This is a genomic window from Streptomyces sp. SCA2-17 (genome assembly GCF_044336695.1).
In genome coordinates this window covers 6158110-6172929 of record NZ_CP117521.1, presented here as the reverse complement: position 1 = coordinate 6172929, position 14820 = coordinate 6158110, and the positions used below count along the sequence as shown (strand labels likewise).

Sequence of the window (14820 nt, the reverse complement as noted above, 5' to 3'; positions counted from 1 at the left end):
CCGCGCCCTACCATCGGGCGGGTGAGCGCTCCCCCGCCGCCCCTGGCCGCCCGCGTCTACTTCACCGGCGAGACCGGTGAGGAGCAGCGCGCGGCGCTGACCGACGGCCTGGCGGGGCTGGGGGTCACCCCGTACAGCGCGACGCTGGAGGCCCTCCGGAGCGAGGCGCTCACCTGGCTGGTCCTCGTCGTGCTGCCGCTCAGCGGCTTCCTCCAGAACGTCGGGCAGCTCCTCGCCCAGGACGCCTGCGCGGCGCTGAAGCGGGTGCTCGGAGGGGCCTTGCGCCACTCCCCCGACGAGCCTTCCGCACCGCCGCAGCCGCTCCTGCTGGAGGACGAGCTGTCGGGCGCCCGGATCGCCATCGAGGCGGACCTGCCGGTGGCCGCGTACCAGCAGCTCTTGGAGCTGGACCTGGGCTCCTGCGAGGGCCGGACCCTGACCTACGACCGGACGCGGGGCCGCTGGCACTGAGGCCGAGGCGGGGGTGTCCACATAGGCCGCTCCTCCCCCACCCCTCCCCTTCTCGCCGCCCGTCCGCTACGTTCGCCTCGCGTACCGCCCTCAGTCACGCCCGCGACACGGCCCCTTCCCCGGCGCTCGCTGCTCTTGGAACTACCGGTTCCCGTCCCCACTCCCAAGAGGTCCTCACACCCATGCCAGAACTCAACCGGCGGCGGTTTCTCCAGATCGCTGGCGCGACCGCGGGCCTCGCGGCCCTGTCGGGCAGCATCGAGCGCGCCGCAGCCATCCCCGCCCGCCGCCGTGCCGGCACCATCCAGGACGTCGAGCACATCGTCGTCCTGATGCAGGAGAATCGTTCCTTCGACCACTACTTCGGCACCCTGAAGGGCGTGCGCGGCTTCGGCGACCCGCGCCCGGTGTCCCTGCCCAGCGGCAAACCGGTGTGGTACCAGTCGGACGGTTCCAGGGAGGTGCCGCCCTACCACCCGGACGCCGAGAACCTCGGCATGCAGTTCATCGCGGGCCTCAACCACGACTGGCAGGGCGGCCACAAGGCCTGGAACCAGGGCCGGTACGACCAGTGGCTGCCCGCCAAGGGCACCGGCACGATGGCCTACCTGACGCGCAAGGACATTCCGTTCCACTACGCGCTGGCCGACGCGTTCACCGTGTGCGACGCGTACCACTGCTCGTTCATCGGGGCCACCGACCCCAACCGCTACTACCTGTGGACGGGGCACACCGGCAACGACGGCAAGGGCGGCGGCCCCGTCCTCGGCAACGAGGAGGCGGGCTACGACTGGACGACGTACCCGGAGCGGCTGGAGAAGGCCGGCGTCTCCTGGAAGATCTACCAGGACGAGGGCGACGGCCTCGACAAGGCGGGCTCCTGGGGCTGGATCGAGGACGCGTACCGCGGCAACTACGGCGACAACTCGCTCCTCTACTTCAACAACTTCCGCAACGCCAAGCCCGGTGAGCCCCTCTACGAGAAGGCCCGCACCGGCACGAACGTGAAGAAGGGCGGCGGCTACTTCGACGTCCTCAAGGCGGACGTCAAGGCGGGCAAACTGCCGCAGATCTCCTGGATCGCCGCCCCGGAGGCCTTCTCCGAGCACCCGAACTGGCCGGTCAACTACGGCGCCTGGTACATCGCCCAGGTCCTGGACGCCCTCACCTCGAACCCCGAGGTGTGGAGCAGGACCGCCCTGTTCATCACGTACGACGAGAACGACGGCTACTTCGACCACGTCCTGCCGCCGTTCCCGCCCGCCGGCGCGGACCGGGGCGCGTCGACGGTGGACGCCTCGCTCGACGTCTTCGGCGGCAACGCCCGCTACGGCGCGGGCCCCTACGGGCTGGGGCAGCGCGTGCCCATGCTCGTGGTCTCGCCGTGGAGCACCGGCGGCTACGTGTGCTCGGAGGTCTTCGACCACACCTCGGTCATCCGCTTCATGGAGCAGCGCTTCGGCGTGCGCGAGCCCAACATCTCGCCGTGGCGCCGCGCGATCTGCGGCGACCTCACGTCGGCCTTCGACTTCGGCCTCCGCGACCCGCACCCGGCCTCCCTGCCGGACACCGCGGCCTACGAGCCGCCGGACCACAAGCGGCACCCCGACTACGTGCCGAAGCCCCCCGCGGGCGGCTCGCTGCCCGCGCAGGAGAAGGGCTCGCGGCCCACCCGCCCGCTGCCGTACGCGCCGCTGGTGGACGGCTCCGCGACCCCGTCCACCGGACGCTTCACGCTCACGTTCGGCGGCGGTGACAAGGCGGGCGTGTGCTTCACCGTCACCTCGGGCAACCGCACGGACGGCCCGTGGACGTACACGGCGGGCGCCGGGCAGCAGTTGTCGGACACGTGGAACACCGCTTACTCCAAGGGCACGTACGACCTGTCGGTGTTCGGCCCGAACGGCTTCCTGCGCACCTTCCGCGGGCCGGGCAAGGCCGCGGGCCCGGAGGTGACGGCCCGGCACAACGCCGGCACCGGCGGGCTCACGCTGACGATGACGAACGCGGGTGCCGAGGCCTGCAAGCTGACCGTCACCGACGCCTACAGCGGGCAGAAGCAGACGTTCCGGGTACCCGCGGGCGGGCGGCTGGTCCATGCTGTGGACCTGCGCCGCAGCAAGCGCTGGTACGACCTGAGCGTCGTCTCCGACACGGACGGCACGTACCTGCGCCGCTTCGCCGGGCACGTCGAGACCGGCGGGACCGGGGTGAGCGACCCCGCGATCCGCACGGCGTAGCAGGCGCGGCGCAGCAGGGCCCGGTGGGGCTGTGGACGGTCCGGGACCTGGGGGCGCCGGACGGCTACCGGGCGGCGGTGGCCGTCAGGGCGCCCGCCGCCCGCGTGACGGTCATGTCAGGGGGCGGGGGCCGGGCATGAGCGTGCGGACGAGGTCGTCCGTGCAGGCGTACGCGCCCCGGAAGCACGCTTCGACGGACGCGCCCCGTACGTAGTCGCCGGTCAGGGCCAGGCCGGGCATGTCCTTGGCGAGTTCGGCGAGGGCCTTGAGCGTCGTGGAGTGGAAGGCGGAGTAGGCGCACAGGCCGTGTTCCCAGCGGGCGGACACGGCGGCGGTGCGGCGCGGGGCCGAGAGGTCGACGTGGGCGCCGAGCTCCTTCTCGGCCAGGGCGATCAGGTCGTCGCGGCCGTGCGGCAAGGCACGGGCCGCCCGGCCGCTGAAGGTATAGCGGACGAGGTGCCGGTCCCCCACCCCGTACGCGCCCGCGTTGCTGAGAGGGCTGCCGGGCGGGAACGTCAGGGCGCGGACGCGCTCGTCGAAGACCGGCCGGTCGTACGCGGCGACGACGACGGTGACGGGGAAGTACCGCACGCGGCCCAGCAGCCGGGCGGGCTGCGGGTGGTGGGGTTGCAGCAGCGCCGCGGCGGCGGGCGCGGGCAGGGCGAGGACGACGGCGTCGGCCGCGAGCTCGGAGGCCTCGCCGCCGGTGGTGGTGTGCACGCCGGTGACGCGGCCGTCCTCGACGGCGAGTGCCGTGACGCGGGTGCGGGTGCGGGTCTCGACGGTGTCCGCGAACCGGTCGAGGATGCCGTCGAAGCCGCCGGTGAGCTGGTCGAAGCTGTCGAGGAGCATGCCCAGGTTGGTGCCGAAGGTGCCCAGGTGGGTCTCGTCGGGCTCGGCGCCGTTCATGCGGACGACGGCCGGGCGCAGCAGCCGCTCCTGGAGGACGGGCCCGAAGTACGCCGAGAGGGCGGGGTCGCCGGTGCGGGCGGCGAGGCGGTCGAACTCGGGGCCGGCGAGGAAGGCGTTGGCGCGGTCGCCGCGGACGTAGCGGGCGAGGCACAGGATCCGGGCCAGGTCGCGCGGGGGGACGCCGGCCAGCAGGCCGGTCAGGCTCGCGGCCCGGCTGGTGCTGTCGACGGTGCGGACGCGGCCGTTCTCGATGCGGGAGGAGTTGATGCCGAAGTGCTCCCAGTCGGCGTCGCGGGCGCCCATCGCGGCGGCGAACGCGCGGAAGGAGGTGTATTTGCGGCCGATGTTCTTGCCGCCGAGGGTCACGCTGCGGGAGCCGAGCGGGGCGGCTGCGGAGCGGCCGCCGAGGGCGGACTGTTCGTCGAGGAGGACGGGGCAGGCACCGGCGCGGTGCAGGTTCCAGGCGGCGGCGATGCCCGACCAGCCGCCGCCCACGACGATCACGCGGGGCGCGGCGGGCGTCGGGGCGCTCTTGTCGTCAGGCGTCATGCGGCCCGTCCCTCTCCGGTTGCGGCCCGTCCCTCTCCGGTTGCGGCCGGTCCGTCTGTGGTGGTGCGCCGGTGCCTTCCGGTGCGGCGGTGGCCTTCAGCACCCACTGGGCGAGGTGTGCGCACAGTGCCGCGTTGTGGCGGACCCAGCGGAAGTGGTCGATGCGCTTCCCGCCGGCGGCTTCGGTCGTGTACTGCCAGCGGTCGAGTGCGGCCCGGGGCGCTTTGGAGAGCAGGTGTTCGCGCGAGCCGGGCGGGGCGAGGGTGTCGTTGTCCACGCCGATGGCGAGCAGCGGCAGGCCGAGTCTGCCGAGGGCCTGCTCGTAGTCGGTGGTGCTGCCGGTGACGCGGTAGCGGCCGGTGCGCCCCTGGCGGGCCCAGTCGCGCATGACGCCGGTCGCCTGGGTGCCGCCGAAGCCGACGCGCTCGCCGGGCCAGTAGCCGAGGACGGTGGCCAGGGCCGCGAAGAGCTGGCCGGCGGCGAGGTTGCGCAGCCCGCGCAGGCCGCCGAAGCCGCGGTACCAGACGGATCCGGCGGCGACGAGGACGACGGCGTCGACGGGCTCACGGCCGGCCGCCGCGTACAGCAGGGCCAGCTGTCCGCCGAGGCTGTGGCCGACGAGGACGAGCGGGCGGCCCGGGAGGGCGGAGCGGACGGCCGCGACGAGGGCCGGCAGGTCCTCCTCGGCCAGCTCGCGGTAGCCGAACCGGACGCCCCGGCCCGCCGCCGGGGTCGCCTCGCCCTGCCCGCGCAGGTCGGCCGTGACGACCGTGAGGCCCTCCTTGTGCAGGGCGCGGGCGAACGGCAGGTAGAAGCGGGCGGCGGTGCCCATGGCGGGCAGGACCACGGCCACCGGCCGGCCCGGTTCCGGGTGTTCGAGTACGCGGGCGACGAGGGTCACGCCGTCCGCGGGCTCGATCCGGGCGAGGACCGGCGGCGGCTCGGGAGGCTGTTTCGCGGGCTTCATGGGCACTACTTCATCAGCCTCGGGTACTCGGCGTCGTGTTCCTTGATGTAGACGGTCTCGGGGGTCACCTCGAAGCGGTCCTCGTTGTCGAAGTCCGCGCGGGCCTCGGTGAGGTGGTTCATCAGCACCTCGCCCTTGGTGTTGAGGGTGTGGCGCAGGTAGTCGGTCTGGAGGTTGCCGTGCCAGATGACGCCGAGTTTGTTGACGGTGTAGCGGTCGTCGTGCTCGTCGATGACGCCGGCCGCCAGGTGCCCGTCGATGACGTGCTGCACGCGGGCGAAGGCGTCTTCGCCGACCCGCTCGGCGTAGCTGTTCAGCAGCGCCTTGTCGAGGGACTTGTAGCGGGGGAACATCACCATGATCCGGTCGAGGACGCCGTCGGGGCCGATGGACTGGAGGGTCTCGGTGGAGGCACCCTGTTCGTCGACGTTGGCCTGCCACTGGTCGACCTTCTCCGGGTTGATCGACACCATGTCGCGGAGGTTGCCGCGGGCGGCGCAGCCGACGCCGATGATGTCCTGCCGGGCGCAGTGCGCGGTCTGGTACTGGGAGCGCTCGGGGCGCTTGGACCAGGTCTCGGCGATGGTGTTGTGGTAGCCGGCCGCGCTGAGCGTGTCGTAGAGGTGCTCGCGCATGGAGAGCAGCTGCCAGGGGCTGCCGGGCTGTTCGACCCTGCCGTCCATGATGAGCTTGTGCAGGGGGCGGTAGGGCAGGTAGATGGTGGTGAACAGGTCGATCTCGGCCGGGTCGTAGCAGTCGAGGAGCTCGGCGAGTTCGGCCTGGAAGCCCTCCAGGGTCTGGCCGGGCAGGTCGTACATCATGTCGACGCAGGTGTCGGCCTCGTAGCCGAGGTCGCGCATGCGGTTGAAGACCGCGTCGACGTCGTCGCGGGTGTCCAGGCGGCCGATCTTGCGGTGGATCTTGGCGTTGAGGGTCTCGATGCCGAAGGTGACGCGGTCCCAGCCGTGGTCCTTGAGGACGTCGAGGAGGCCGGGGCGGCGCAGGGTGCGGGGCTCGCCGGTGAAGGACTTCTCGATGGAGTCGAAGTCCGGGACGACCTTGCGGAGGTGGGCGCTCAGCCGCTCGACGGCGGTCACGGGGAGCGTGGACGGGCTGCCGCCGCCTATGTAGATGCCGGTGAACTCACGCGCCTGCACGTAGGGCTGGCGCATGTACCAGTCGATCTCCTTGATGAGGTAGTCGGTGTAGCGCTCCAGCCGCTCGGAGTCCTGCTTCGGGTAGTGGTACCGGTTGAAGTTGCAGTAGTGGCAGAACGACTTGCAGTACGGCACGTGGATGTACATCATGATCCGGTCGTTCAGGTTGCCGCCCGGGTCGGTCAGGCTGCGGATGTTCTCGACGACCTTCTCGCGCGGGACCTGGTGCCAGTCCATCGTGGCGAAGTTGGGCATGATGTAGTGCGAGACGGTCATGACGCCGTCGAAGGGGACGGGGCGCGAGGCGTTGTCCCCCAGGTAGTACGGCTCCTGATGTGCGGTCAGCGGTGGCATGGTTCCTCCTGCTCGTGCGGTGCGTGCTCGGGGTGTGCCGGGGACGGCGCCCGCCAGCGGATGACGCCGGCTCCCCAGACGAAGCCGGCGCCGAACGCCGCCATCACGATCCGGTCGCCGGGGTGCAGGCGGCCGCGGTTCCTGGCCTGCCGCAGCGCGAAGGGGATGGACGCCGACGAGGTGTTGCCCACGTTCTCGATGCTGATCTCGGTGCGGGACGGCGGGACGCCGAGCTCCGCGGCGACGGCGCGCAGGATCCGTGCGTTCGCCTGGTGGCCGATGAAGAGCCCGACGTCGGCGAGGGTGAGGCCGCAGCCGGTGAGGACGGCGCGGGTCTGCTCGGCCATGGAGGCGACGGCGAACTCGTAGACCTCGCGGCCGCGCATGCGCAGCAGGCGGTCGTCCGGGTCGGCGTACAGCAGGTCTTCGTGGCGGCCGTCCGAGCCGAGGCGGAAGGCGGGCCGCTCGCCGGTGCCCGGCCCGGCGGGGGTGACGACGACGGCGCCGGCCGCGTCGCCGAAGAGGACGGCGGTGGAGCGGTCGGTGGTGTCGGTGATGCGGGAGAGCGCCTCGGCGGCGCACACCAGGACGCAGCGGGCCCGGCCGGACTCGATCTGCGCGCAGGCGTGGTCGAGGGCGTAGAGGAAGCCGGCGCAGGCGGCGTTGAGGTCCATGGCGGGCGGGTGGGGGGCGCCGAGCCGGGTGGCGAGGCCGGGGGCGATGCCCGGGGTGATGCGGTCGGGGGTGATGGTGGCGACCACCACGTGGTCGACGTCGCGGGCGTCGCGCCCGGCGTCGGCGAGCGCCTCCCGGCAGGCCTGCTCGGCGAGGCCGGTCAGGGATTCGCCCGGGCTCAGCCAGTGGCGGGTGTGGATGCCGGTGCGTTTGACGATCCACTCGTGCGAGGTGCCGAGAGGGGTGAAGTGGTCGTTGCCGAGGACGGTGGCGGGCAGGGCCGCGCCGACGCCGGCGATCGTGGCGGTCGTCATCGTGCGCCGCCGGCAGGCGCGGTGGGCGTGGGCGCGCAGGCCGCGGGTTCCGCGCCCGGCACGGCCTCGATCGTGATCTCCAGTTCGGCGGCGGGCTCCCCGCGCTGTTCCACCGTCACGGCGACCGTGCGGGGGCCGGTGGGGCGGGCCCGGCAGCGGACGGGTGCGGACTGCTCGGCGAAGGCCAGGAACCGGGCCCGGCAGGCGGTCGCGAGGAGGGCGCCTGCCGGTACGCCACGGATGCGCGCGCAGACGGCCAGGGCGGTCTGCCGGGCCGCCTCCATCAGCAGCATGCCGGGGAGGTGGTCGAGCGGGTGGTCGTAGAAGACGGGGTCCTGCGGGTCGGCCACGATGTCGGCCACGAAGCCGTCGGCGGATTCGGCGGCGGGTTCGGCGTCGGGTTCGTGCTCTTGGGGGCGCTCGTCTCCCCCGGGCCGCTCGGTGCGCAGGCCGCCGATGACGACGTTGCGGGGGTCCGTGCGGCCCACGGCGGAGGGGGCGCACCGCGGCGGCGCCTCCCCGGTGCCGGGGGCCGGGGGCCGGGTGCTGCCGGCGCGCAGGTCGTCGTAGGAGTCGCCCTCCAGGAAGCGCAGGGTTCCGGTGAAGAGGGCGGCGTCGCGGCCGTCGATGCGGCAGGTCGCGGTGCCGCGCAGGCTGCGCACGGAGCCGTCGCGGCGGCGGCGCAGCCGGTCGATGTCCAGCTCGACGAGGAGGTCGGCGGGGGCGGGGCCGATACGGACCGCGTCCAGGCCGGTGAAGGCGATGCCCAGGTCGCCGATCACGAAGCGGCGGTCGAGGGGCACGTGCAGCAGGTCGTGGACGATGGCCTCGACGGTCTGGCGCGCGGCCTCTCCGACGAGGAGGAGGTCGTGGTACGGGGCGCAGGTGTCGTTGTAGTGGCGGTGCAGGCGGGGCAGCTGGGCCGTGCCGAGGAGGCGGCCGCCGCTCTCCGCGACGGCCGTGGTCAGGACCTGTTCCACGGCGCGCTTGTGGACGAGGCCGCGGTGGACGGTCCGGTCGGCGGTCAGCGCGGGGACGGCCTCGGCGGGGCTTGTCGTTCCGGTGTTCACATCGGCCTCCGTCCACCGGCGGGAAGTTCCGTAGCGGGAAGGCCCGTATCCGGAAGCCCCGTAGCGGGAAGTCCCGTAGCGGCAGGCAACCCTGTATCGGCGGGCCGCTCCGTACCGGCAGGAAGCCCCGTACCGGCGTGCAGCCCCATGCCCGCGGCCCGCATTCCGCCGTCGGCGTGGAGCACTTCGCCGGTGATGCCGCGGGCCAGCTCGGAGAGCAGGAACAGCACCGGGCCGGGCACCACGTCGGCCGCCGCCGTGGCGCTGTCCCACCCCAGGGGCGCGTGGCCGGCCCAGTGGGCGTCGAGCGCGTCGAAGGTGGCGACGCCGCGGCCGGAGACGGTGTCGACGGGCCCGGTCGCCACGAGGTTGACGCGGGTGCCCCGGGGTCCGAGGTAGAGGGCGAGGTAGCGGCACACGGACTCCAGGGCGGCCTTGGCCACGCCCATCCAGTCGTAGCCGGGCCAGGCGCGGGAGCCGTCGAAGTCGAGGCCGACGACGCTGCCGTGCCCGGCGCCGCGGTGCAGGTGCGGGGCGAGCGCGGTGACCAGGCCGTGGAGGGAGGCCGCGCTGGTGCGGAAGGCCGCCTCGGCGCTCTCGGGCGGCGTGGTCAGGAAGCCGCCGCCGAGCGCGCCGGGCGGGGCGCCCGCGATGGCGTGGACGGCGCCGTCGAGCGCGGGCCAGCGCTCCTCCACCGCCGCGGCCAGGGCGGTGAAGTCGCCGGGGCGGGTCACGTCGAGGTAGAGCACTTCGGCGGGCTTCGGCAGGTCGGCGGCGGCGAGTTCGGTGATCCGGCGGCTGCGGCCGTGGCCCGTCAGGAGCACGTCGGCGCCGGCCAGCTGGAGTTCCCTGGCGATGTGCCAGGCGATGGAGTCGCTGGTGAGGACGCCGGTGACCACGTAGCGCCGGCCGGGGAGCCGGATCACGCCGCCCTCCCGCCGGAGGCCGCCCGCAGCACGAGGACGGCGTTGTGGCCGCCGAAGCCGAAGGAGGTGGACAGCGCGGTCAGCGGGCGCGGCCCGGGTGCCGTGAGGGGGCGGGCGGTGGTGATGTGGTCTAGGGCGCCGAGCTCGGGGTCGGGGTCGCGCAGCCCCACGGTCGGCGGGGCGGTCCGGTGGTGCAGGGCCATCACCGTGGCGACCGCTTCCACGGCGCCGGCCGCGCCCAGGAGGTGCCCGACGGACGACTTGGTGGAGGAGAGCGGGATGCCGGCGAGGGCGTCGCCGAGGCTGCGCCGGAGCGCGGCCGCCTCGGCCCGGTCGTTGAGGACGGTGCCGGTGCCGTGGGCGTTGATGTAGTGCAGGTCCGCGGGGGTGATGCCGGCGTCGGCGAGGGCGCCGCGGACGGCCCGGGCGGCGCTCTCGCCGGCCGGGTCGGGTGCCGTGAGGTGGTGGGCGTCAGTGGTGGCGGCGTAGCCGGCGAGTTCGGCGAGGACGGGCGCGCCGCGCTCGCGGGCGGCCCCGGCGTCCTCCAGGACGAGGATGCCGGCGCCTTCGCCCAGCCGGAAGCCGTCGCGGCCGCGGTCGAAGGGCACGGAGGTGCCGGTCGGCGAGAGGGCGCCGGCGTTGAGGAAGGCCGCGCGGACGATGGGCGAGGTCGCGGCTTCGGCGCCGCCCACCACGGCCGCGTCCGCCTCGCCGGACCGGATCAGGCGCAGTCCCGCGCCGATGGCCTGGGCGCCGGCGGAGCAGGCGGCGATCACGCAGTGGCTCTCGCCGCGCAGTCCGTGGCGCAGGGCGATCTGGGCGGCCGCGGCGTTGGCCATCATCATCGGGACCATGAGCGGGGAGACGGCCTCGGCGCCGTCGGCGGCCAGGACGGTCGCTTGCGCCTCGAAGGTCTCCAGGCCGCCGACGCCCGAGCCGACGAGGCAGGCCACGCGCTCGGCCGCGTAGGGGAGTTCGCCGCTCCACCCGGCTCCGGTCAGCGCCTCGGCGGCGGCGACCAGGGCGAACTGGCAGAACCGGTCGGTGCGGCGCGCCTCGCGCCGGGAGAGGGCGGGGGCGGGGTCGAAGTCCGTGCAGCGGCCCTCTCCGCCGGCGAAGGCGCTCTCGCCGGCCGCGGCCCGCCGGTGGAGCGGGCCGGCGCCGGTGCCGAGGGAGGTGACCGCGCCCGCCCCGGTGACGGCCACGGCGCGAGCGGCCATCAGATGCCCGCGGTGCGGAAGATGGCGTCGAGGGCCTCTCCGACGGTCTTGACGCCGTCCATGTCCTTGGGGCGCACCTGTATGCCGAAACGGCGCTTCACGGCCTGGCCGAGTTCCACGAGGTCGAGGGAGTCGATCTCCAGATCCTCGAATGCGGCATCCGGAGTGATGAGGTCCTCTTCCGCGCCGAAATCGGCCAGGGATGCGGTGACGAATGCCGTCAGGGAGGCGCGGTCGGGCACGCTGGTCATACGGAACTCTCCGATTCGCTTTCGCACGGGCACATATACGCACGGGCGGTAAAGGAAATGGGGGTGGGGAAAACCGGTGACGGGAAGGGAACGGACAGGAGCTGAACAGACAGGAACGGAGGGGGAACGGAACGGGGGAATCAGCGGAATCAGCTGTGGGGCGGTTGCGGGACGAACGCCGCCGCGGAGAGCCCGCCGTCGACCGTCAGGACGGTGCCGGTCACGTATCCGGCCTCGGGTGAGGCCAGGAAGCGGACGCAGGCGGCGATTTCGTCGGGGTGGGCCGCCCTCCGCAGAGGGATCGCGGTGCGCGCGGAGCGTCTGAGGAACTCGACGTCGCGGACGAGCCCGGTGTCGACGAGGCCGGGTGCGACGGCGTTCACGGTGATGCCGCGCCGTGCGGTCTCGATCGCCACGGACCGGGTGAGCCCTTCGAGCCCGGCTTTGGCGGCGGCGTAGTTGGCCACGCCGGGCAGGGACTGTCGGCCGAGCACGGAGCCGATGTTGACGACGCGCCCGAAGTGCGCCTGTGTCATGCCGGGCAGGGCCCGGCGCGTGGTGCGGTAGACGGCGCCGAGGTTGGTGTCCAGCACCGGCTGCCAGTCGGTCTCCTCCATGGCCGCGAAGACCTGGTCGGCGCGGATGCCCGCGCTGTTGACGAGGACCAGGACCGGGCCGTGGCGGGCCTCGGCGGCCGTGAACAGCGCTTCGACGGCCGCGGGGTCGGTGACGTCGGCGCGGACGGCCAGGGCCGCGCCGCCGGCCTGCTCGATCGCCGCCACGACTTCCTTGGCCGCCGCCTCGTCCTGCCGGTAGCAGAGGGTGACCGGCCAGCCGTCGGCGGCCAGGGTGCGGGCGATCGCGGCGCCGATGCCGCGGGAGCCACCCGTCACCAGGGCCGATCCGCCGGGTCGGGAGGCGGGGTGGTGCTCGGTCGGTGCATCCGGACAGGACTGAGCGTTGCGCGACATGCATTTCCCCCGTAGCGAGCAGCGCTGTTCGCCAGGACCTCGCGGTCGCTGCTGTCTGGACCATAGAACGGTGATCTTGGAAAGTCACTAGTCGTTCTTGACTGCTTGTCGGTTACAGGTGTCGTGTCTAACCTCGCGCCCATGGAAGAGAATTCGGCGGCGGAGACGGTGGATCCGACATGTACGGGACGAGCGGAATCGCCGTGCGTGCACGTGCAAACGCAGGACGGGATCGCCCTGCTCACCCTGAACCGCCCGGCTACGGGTAATTCCATGAATGCCGAGCTGCTTGCGGACCTGCGTTCCGCATTGCGCGAGTTGGCGGCGCAAACCGCACTGCGCGGGGTGCTCATCACCGGCGCCGGGAAGGCGTTCTCGCTCGGCGGGGACGTCCGCGCGTACCACCGGGCCCTGTCGAGCGACTCCTTCGACGCCGCTGCCTACGGCGATCGTCTGACGTCGCTGCTCTCGGAGGTCGTGCTCACCGTACGGTCCATCGGCTGCCCGGTGCTGGCCGCGGTGAACGGCCAGGCGGCGGGCGCCGGCTTCTCGCTCGCCCTCGCCTGCGACCTGCGGCTGGCGTCGCGGCGCGCGTCGTTCCACTTCGCGTACGGGGCGATCGGCGCGTCCACCGACGCGGGCATGGCGTGGTTCCTGCCCCGGGTGGTCGGCTATCCGCGCGCGCTGGAGCTCCTGCTGGAGCAGCCGGTGCTACGGGCCGCGCAGGCGCAGCGCGAAGGGCTGGTGAGCGCGGTGGTGGAGCCGGAGGAGCTGGTCGGGGCGGGCCTGGCGCGCTTGCGGGAGCTGGCGGACGCCGCGCCGCACGCCGTTCGCAGTGCGAAGCGGTTGCTCGACCGGAGCCTGTCGACGGATCTCGCCGAGCATCTGGAGCTGGAGCGCGAGGACTTCGCGGAGGGCGTGGCTTCGCAGGACATGCGGCACGGGGTCACGGCTCTGCTCGACGGAGAGTGGCCGCGCTTCCAGGGGCGCTGACCTCCTCCTCCGCGGCCGCGGTACGGCCGGTGCCGCCCGTGAGGCAGAGGGTGAGGAGGATCGCCGGCACCGTGCTCGCGGCGGCGAGGAGCCAGCCCCGCTGGAGGGCGTGGCGCAGGGCGTCCGGGGCGGGCGTGCCGACGGCCGCGACCAGCAGCGCGACCCCGAGCACGGCGCCGGTCTGGCGGGCCGCGGAGTTGGCGGCGGTGCCCACCGCGAACCGGGCCGCGGGCACCTCGGCGAGGGCCGCCGCACCCAGGCCGGGCAGGCTCGCCCCGGCCCCGATGCCGGTGAGCGCGCTGACGGGCAGCCACCGGCCGGGGAAGTCGGGGTGCGGCCCGATCCACGTCCCGTACAGGCAGGCGCCGGCCGCGAACACGAGCATCCCTGCGACGCAGACCGCCCGGACCCCGAAGCGGCGGGCCAGCCGCTCGGCGGGCAGGGCGACCAGGGACGCGGCGACGGGGGCGGGCGTGACGGCGAGGCCCGCCCGCAGCGTGGAGTAGTCCCACACCGCCGTCAGGTACAGGACGTTGCACAGCAGCGTCGCGAAGAACGCGATCGCGAAGAGCAGGGACGCCGCGTTGGCCACGGAGAAGGAGCGCAGCCGCAGCAGAGCCGGGTCGACGACGGGGGCGGCGTGGCGTGCGGAGCGCAGGGCCACCGCGAGCAGCGCCAGGGCGGCGAGCGCCAGGAAGCCGAGCGTGGGCCACGATGCCCAGCCCCAGTCCTGGCCCTTGACCGCGGCGAGGGCCAGGGCGCCGACGGCGACGCCGAGGACGCCGGCCCCGGGCAGGTCGGGCAGGGGCAGGCCGCGGGGCTCGCGGCTCTCGGCCAGCACCCGCCACCCGGCCGCGGCCGTCACGACGCCCAGGGGCAGGTTGACCAGGAACACCAGCTCCCAGCCGCGGAGGGCGACGAGCACCCCGCCCACGGACGGGCCGATCCCGGCGGCGACCGCCGAGGCCGCCCCGTACGCGGCGACGGCGGCGGCCCGGCGGGCGGCGGGGAAGACCTCCAGGAGCAGCGCGAGGGACGTCGGGACGAGCAGGGCGCCGCCCGTCGCCTGCGCGACGCGGGCCGCCACGAGCACCGGCACGCTGCCGGCCAGGGCGCACAGCCCCGAGGCCGCGGTGAACAGGGCGAGGCCGAGCAGGAAGGAGCGCTTGCGGCCCCAGCGGTCGGCGAGCCGTCCGAAGGGGACGAGGAAGGCGGCGAAGGCGATGTTGTAGCCGTTGAGGACCCAGGAGAGGTCGCCGAGGGAGGCGTGCGGGAAGGAGGTCCGCATGTCGGGGACCGCGATGTTCACGATCGTCGCGTCGAGGAAGGCCATGAACGCCCCGACCAGGGTGACGGCGGTGACGGACCTGCGGCGCAACGGCGGCCGGCTGCTCACGGGTGACCTCACCAACGGGACGTCGGGCACAGGCCGGGATGCGGCCCCTGGTGGAGCCCGGGCACTGTATGCCCCTGCGGCCGGGCCGGACAAGGAGATGCGCGCCGCCGCCCGCGGCTCTCCGGCCCTCGGGCCGCTACGGAGGGTGACGGCGGGGTGCTTCCCGTTCGCGCGGCGGAAGAGGGAGGGGTAGACATGGGATATGGCCCGAATCCGGGACCGCTCCTCGGGGCCCTCGGGCCGCAGGTTCACCGGTCGGCGCCGAGACAGCAGGCGTGAGCCGGGTCAGTCGCACCACGGCTCGCGGGTGCCGTCGGCCGGTCGTCTCCGGTCGGTGGCGCGCAGCCGCAGTGT

General features: G+C 73.8%; 13 protein-coding genes. 3 read left to right on the top strand and 10 right to left on the bottom strand.

Annotation, left to right across the window (positions count from 1 at the left end; genetic code table 11):
* The first annotated feature begins 21 nt into the window (after positions 1-21).
* Positions 22-471, top strand: a complete 450-nt coding sequence (locus tag PS271_RS27490; RefSeq protein ID WP_398385542.1) for a hypothetical protein — start codon at positions 22-24, stop codon at positions 469-471.
* A gap of 182 nt (positions 472-653) precedes the next feature.
* Positions 654-2711, top strand: coding sequence for a phosphocholine-specific phospholipase C (locus PS271_RS27485; protein WP_398385540.1), 2058 nt, complete (start codon positions 654-656; stop codon positions 2709-2711).
* A gap of 111 nt (positions 2712-2822) precedes the next feature.
* On the opposite strand, the gene PS271_RS27480 is transcribed toward PS271_RS27485, so the two are convergent.
* The 9 genes from PS271_RS27480 to PS271_RS27440 form a co-directional block, all read right to left on the bottom strand.
* Positions 2823-4172 (bottom strand): FAD-dependent oxidoreductase, encoded by a 1350-nt coding sequence (locus PS271_RS27480; RefSeq protein ID WP_398385538.1) that lies wholly within the window; start codon positions 4170-4172, stop codon positions 2823-2825.
* Positions 4162-5139, bottom strand: coding sequence for an alpha/beta hydrolase family protein (locus PS271_RS27475; protein ID WP_398385536.1), 978 nt, complete (start codon positions 5137-5139; stop codon positions 4162-4164). Before PS271_RS27475 ends, PS271_RS27480 begins: the two co-directional genes overlap by 11 nt.
* Positions 5140-5144: 5 nt before the next feature.
* On the bottom strand, positions 5145-6650 hold the full coding sequence (locus tag PS271_RS27470) for a coproporphyrinogen-III oxidase family protein (RefSeq protein ID WP_398385534.1): 1506 nt from the start codon (positions 6648-6650) through the stop codon (positions 5145-5147).
* The gene (locus PS271_RS27465) at positions 6638-7639 is read right to left on the bottom strand and encodes a beta-ketoacyl-ACP synthase III (protein ID WP_398385533.1); all 1002 of its coding nucleotides are present in this window, start codon (positions 7637-7639) and stop codon (positions 6638-6640) included. The genes PS271_RS27470 and PS271_RS27465 overlap by 13 nt, the downstream gene beginning before the upstream one ends.
* Entirely contained in the window at positions 7636-8709 is a 1074-nt protein-coding gene (locus tag PS271_RS27460) for an AfsA-related hotdog domain-containing protein (protein ID WP_398385531.1), read from the bottom strand. The genes PS271_RS27465 and PS271_RS27460 overlap by 4 nt, the downstream gene beginning before the upstream one ends.
* Positions 8706-9635, bottom strand: coding sequence for an SDR family oxidoreductase (locus tag PS271_RS27455; protein WP_398385530.1), 930 nt, complete (start codon positions 9633-9635; stop codon positions 8706-8708). Before PS271_RS27455 ends, PS271_RS27460 begins: the two co-directional genes overlap by 4 nt.
* On the bottom strand, positions 9632-10855 hold the full coding sequence (locus tag PS271_RS27450; RefSeq protein ID WP_398385528.1) for a beta-ketoacyl-[acyl-carrier-protein] synthase family protein: 1224 nt from the start codon (positions 10853-10855) through the stop codon (positions 9632-9634). Before PS271_RS27450 ends, PS271_RS27455 begins: the two co-directional genes overlap by 4 nt.
* On the bottom strand, positions 10855-11106 hold the full coding sequence (locus PS271_RS27445) for an acyl carrier protein (protein ID WP_398385526.1): 252 nt from the start codon (positions 11104-11106) through the stop codon (positions 10855-10857). The genes PS271_RS27450 and PS271_RS27445 overlap by 1 nt, the downstream gene beginning before the upstream one ends.
* 149 nt (positions 11107-11255) lie before the next feature.
* The gene (locus tag PS271_RS27440) at positions 11256-11999 is read right to left on the bottom strand and encodes an SDR family oxidoreductase (protein ID WP_398385525.1); all 744 of its coding nucleotides are present in this window, start codon (positions 11997-11999) and stop codon (positions 11256-11258) included.
* A gap of 285 nt (positions 12000-12284) precedes the next feature.
* Here PS271_RS27440 and PS271_RS27435 point away from each other — a divergent pair, with 285 nt between their 5' ends.
* Entirely contained in the window at positions 12285-13070 is a 786-nt protein-coding gene (locus PS271_RS27435; RefSeq protein ID WP_398385524.1) for an enoyl-CoA hydratase/isomerase family protein, read from the top strand.
* Here the strand turns inward: PS271_RS27435 and PS271_RS27430 are convergent.
* Complete coding sequence (locus PS271_RS27430; protein WP_398385523.1) at positions 13024-14466, bottom strand: MFS transporter; 1443 nt, start codon at positions 14464-14466, stop codon at positions 13024-13026. The two genes, PS271_RS27435 and PS271_RS27430, sit on opposite strands and share 47 nt — an antisense overlap.
* Positions 14467-14820 lie beyond the last annotated feature (354 nt).

Excerpts from the sequence above, each read along its gene's own strand:
- PS271_RS27485 (WP_398385540.1), top strand. The coding sequence starts at position 654 with ATGCCAGAACTCAACCGGCGGCGGTTTCTCCAGATCGCTGGCGCGACC.
- PS271_RS27480 (WP_398385538.1), bottom strand. The coding sequence starts at position 4,172 with ATGACGCCTGACGACAAGAGCGCCCCGACGCCCGCCGCGCCCCGCGTG.
- PS271_RS27475 (WP_398385536.1), bottom strand. The coding sequence starts at position 5,139 with ATGAAGCCCGCGAAACAGCCTCCCGAGCCGCCGCCGGTCCTCGCCCGG.
- PS271_RS27470 (WP_398385534.1), bottom strand. The coding sequence starts at position 6,650 with ATGCCACCGCTGACCGCACATCAGGAGCCGTACTACCTGGGGGACAAC.
- PS271_RS27465 (WP_398385533.1), bottom strand. The coding sequence starts at position 7,639 with ATGACGACCGCCACGATCGCCGGCGTCGGCGCGGCCCTGCCCGCCACC.
- PS271_RS27450 (WP_398385528.1), bottom strand. The coding sequence starts at position 10,855 with ATGGCCGCTCGCGCCGTGGCCGTCACCGGGGCGGGCGCGGTCACCTCC.
- PS271_RS27445 (WP_398385526.1), bottom strand. The coding sequence starts at position 11,106 with ATGACCAGCGTGCCCGACCGCGCCTCCCTGACGGCATTCGTCACCGCA.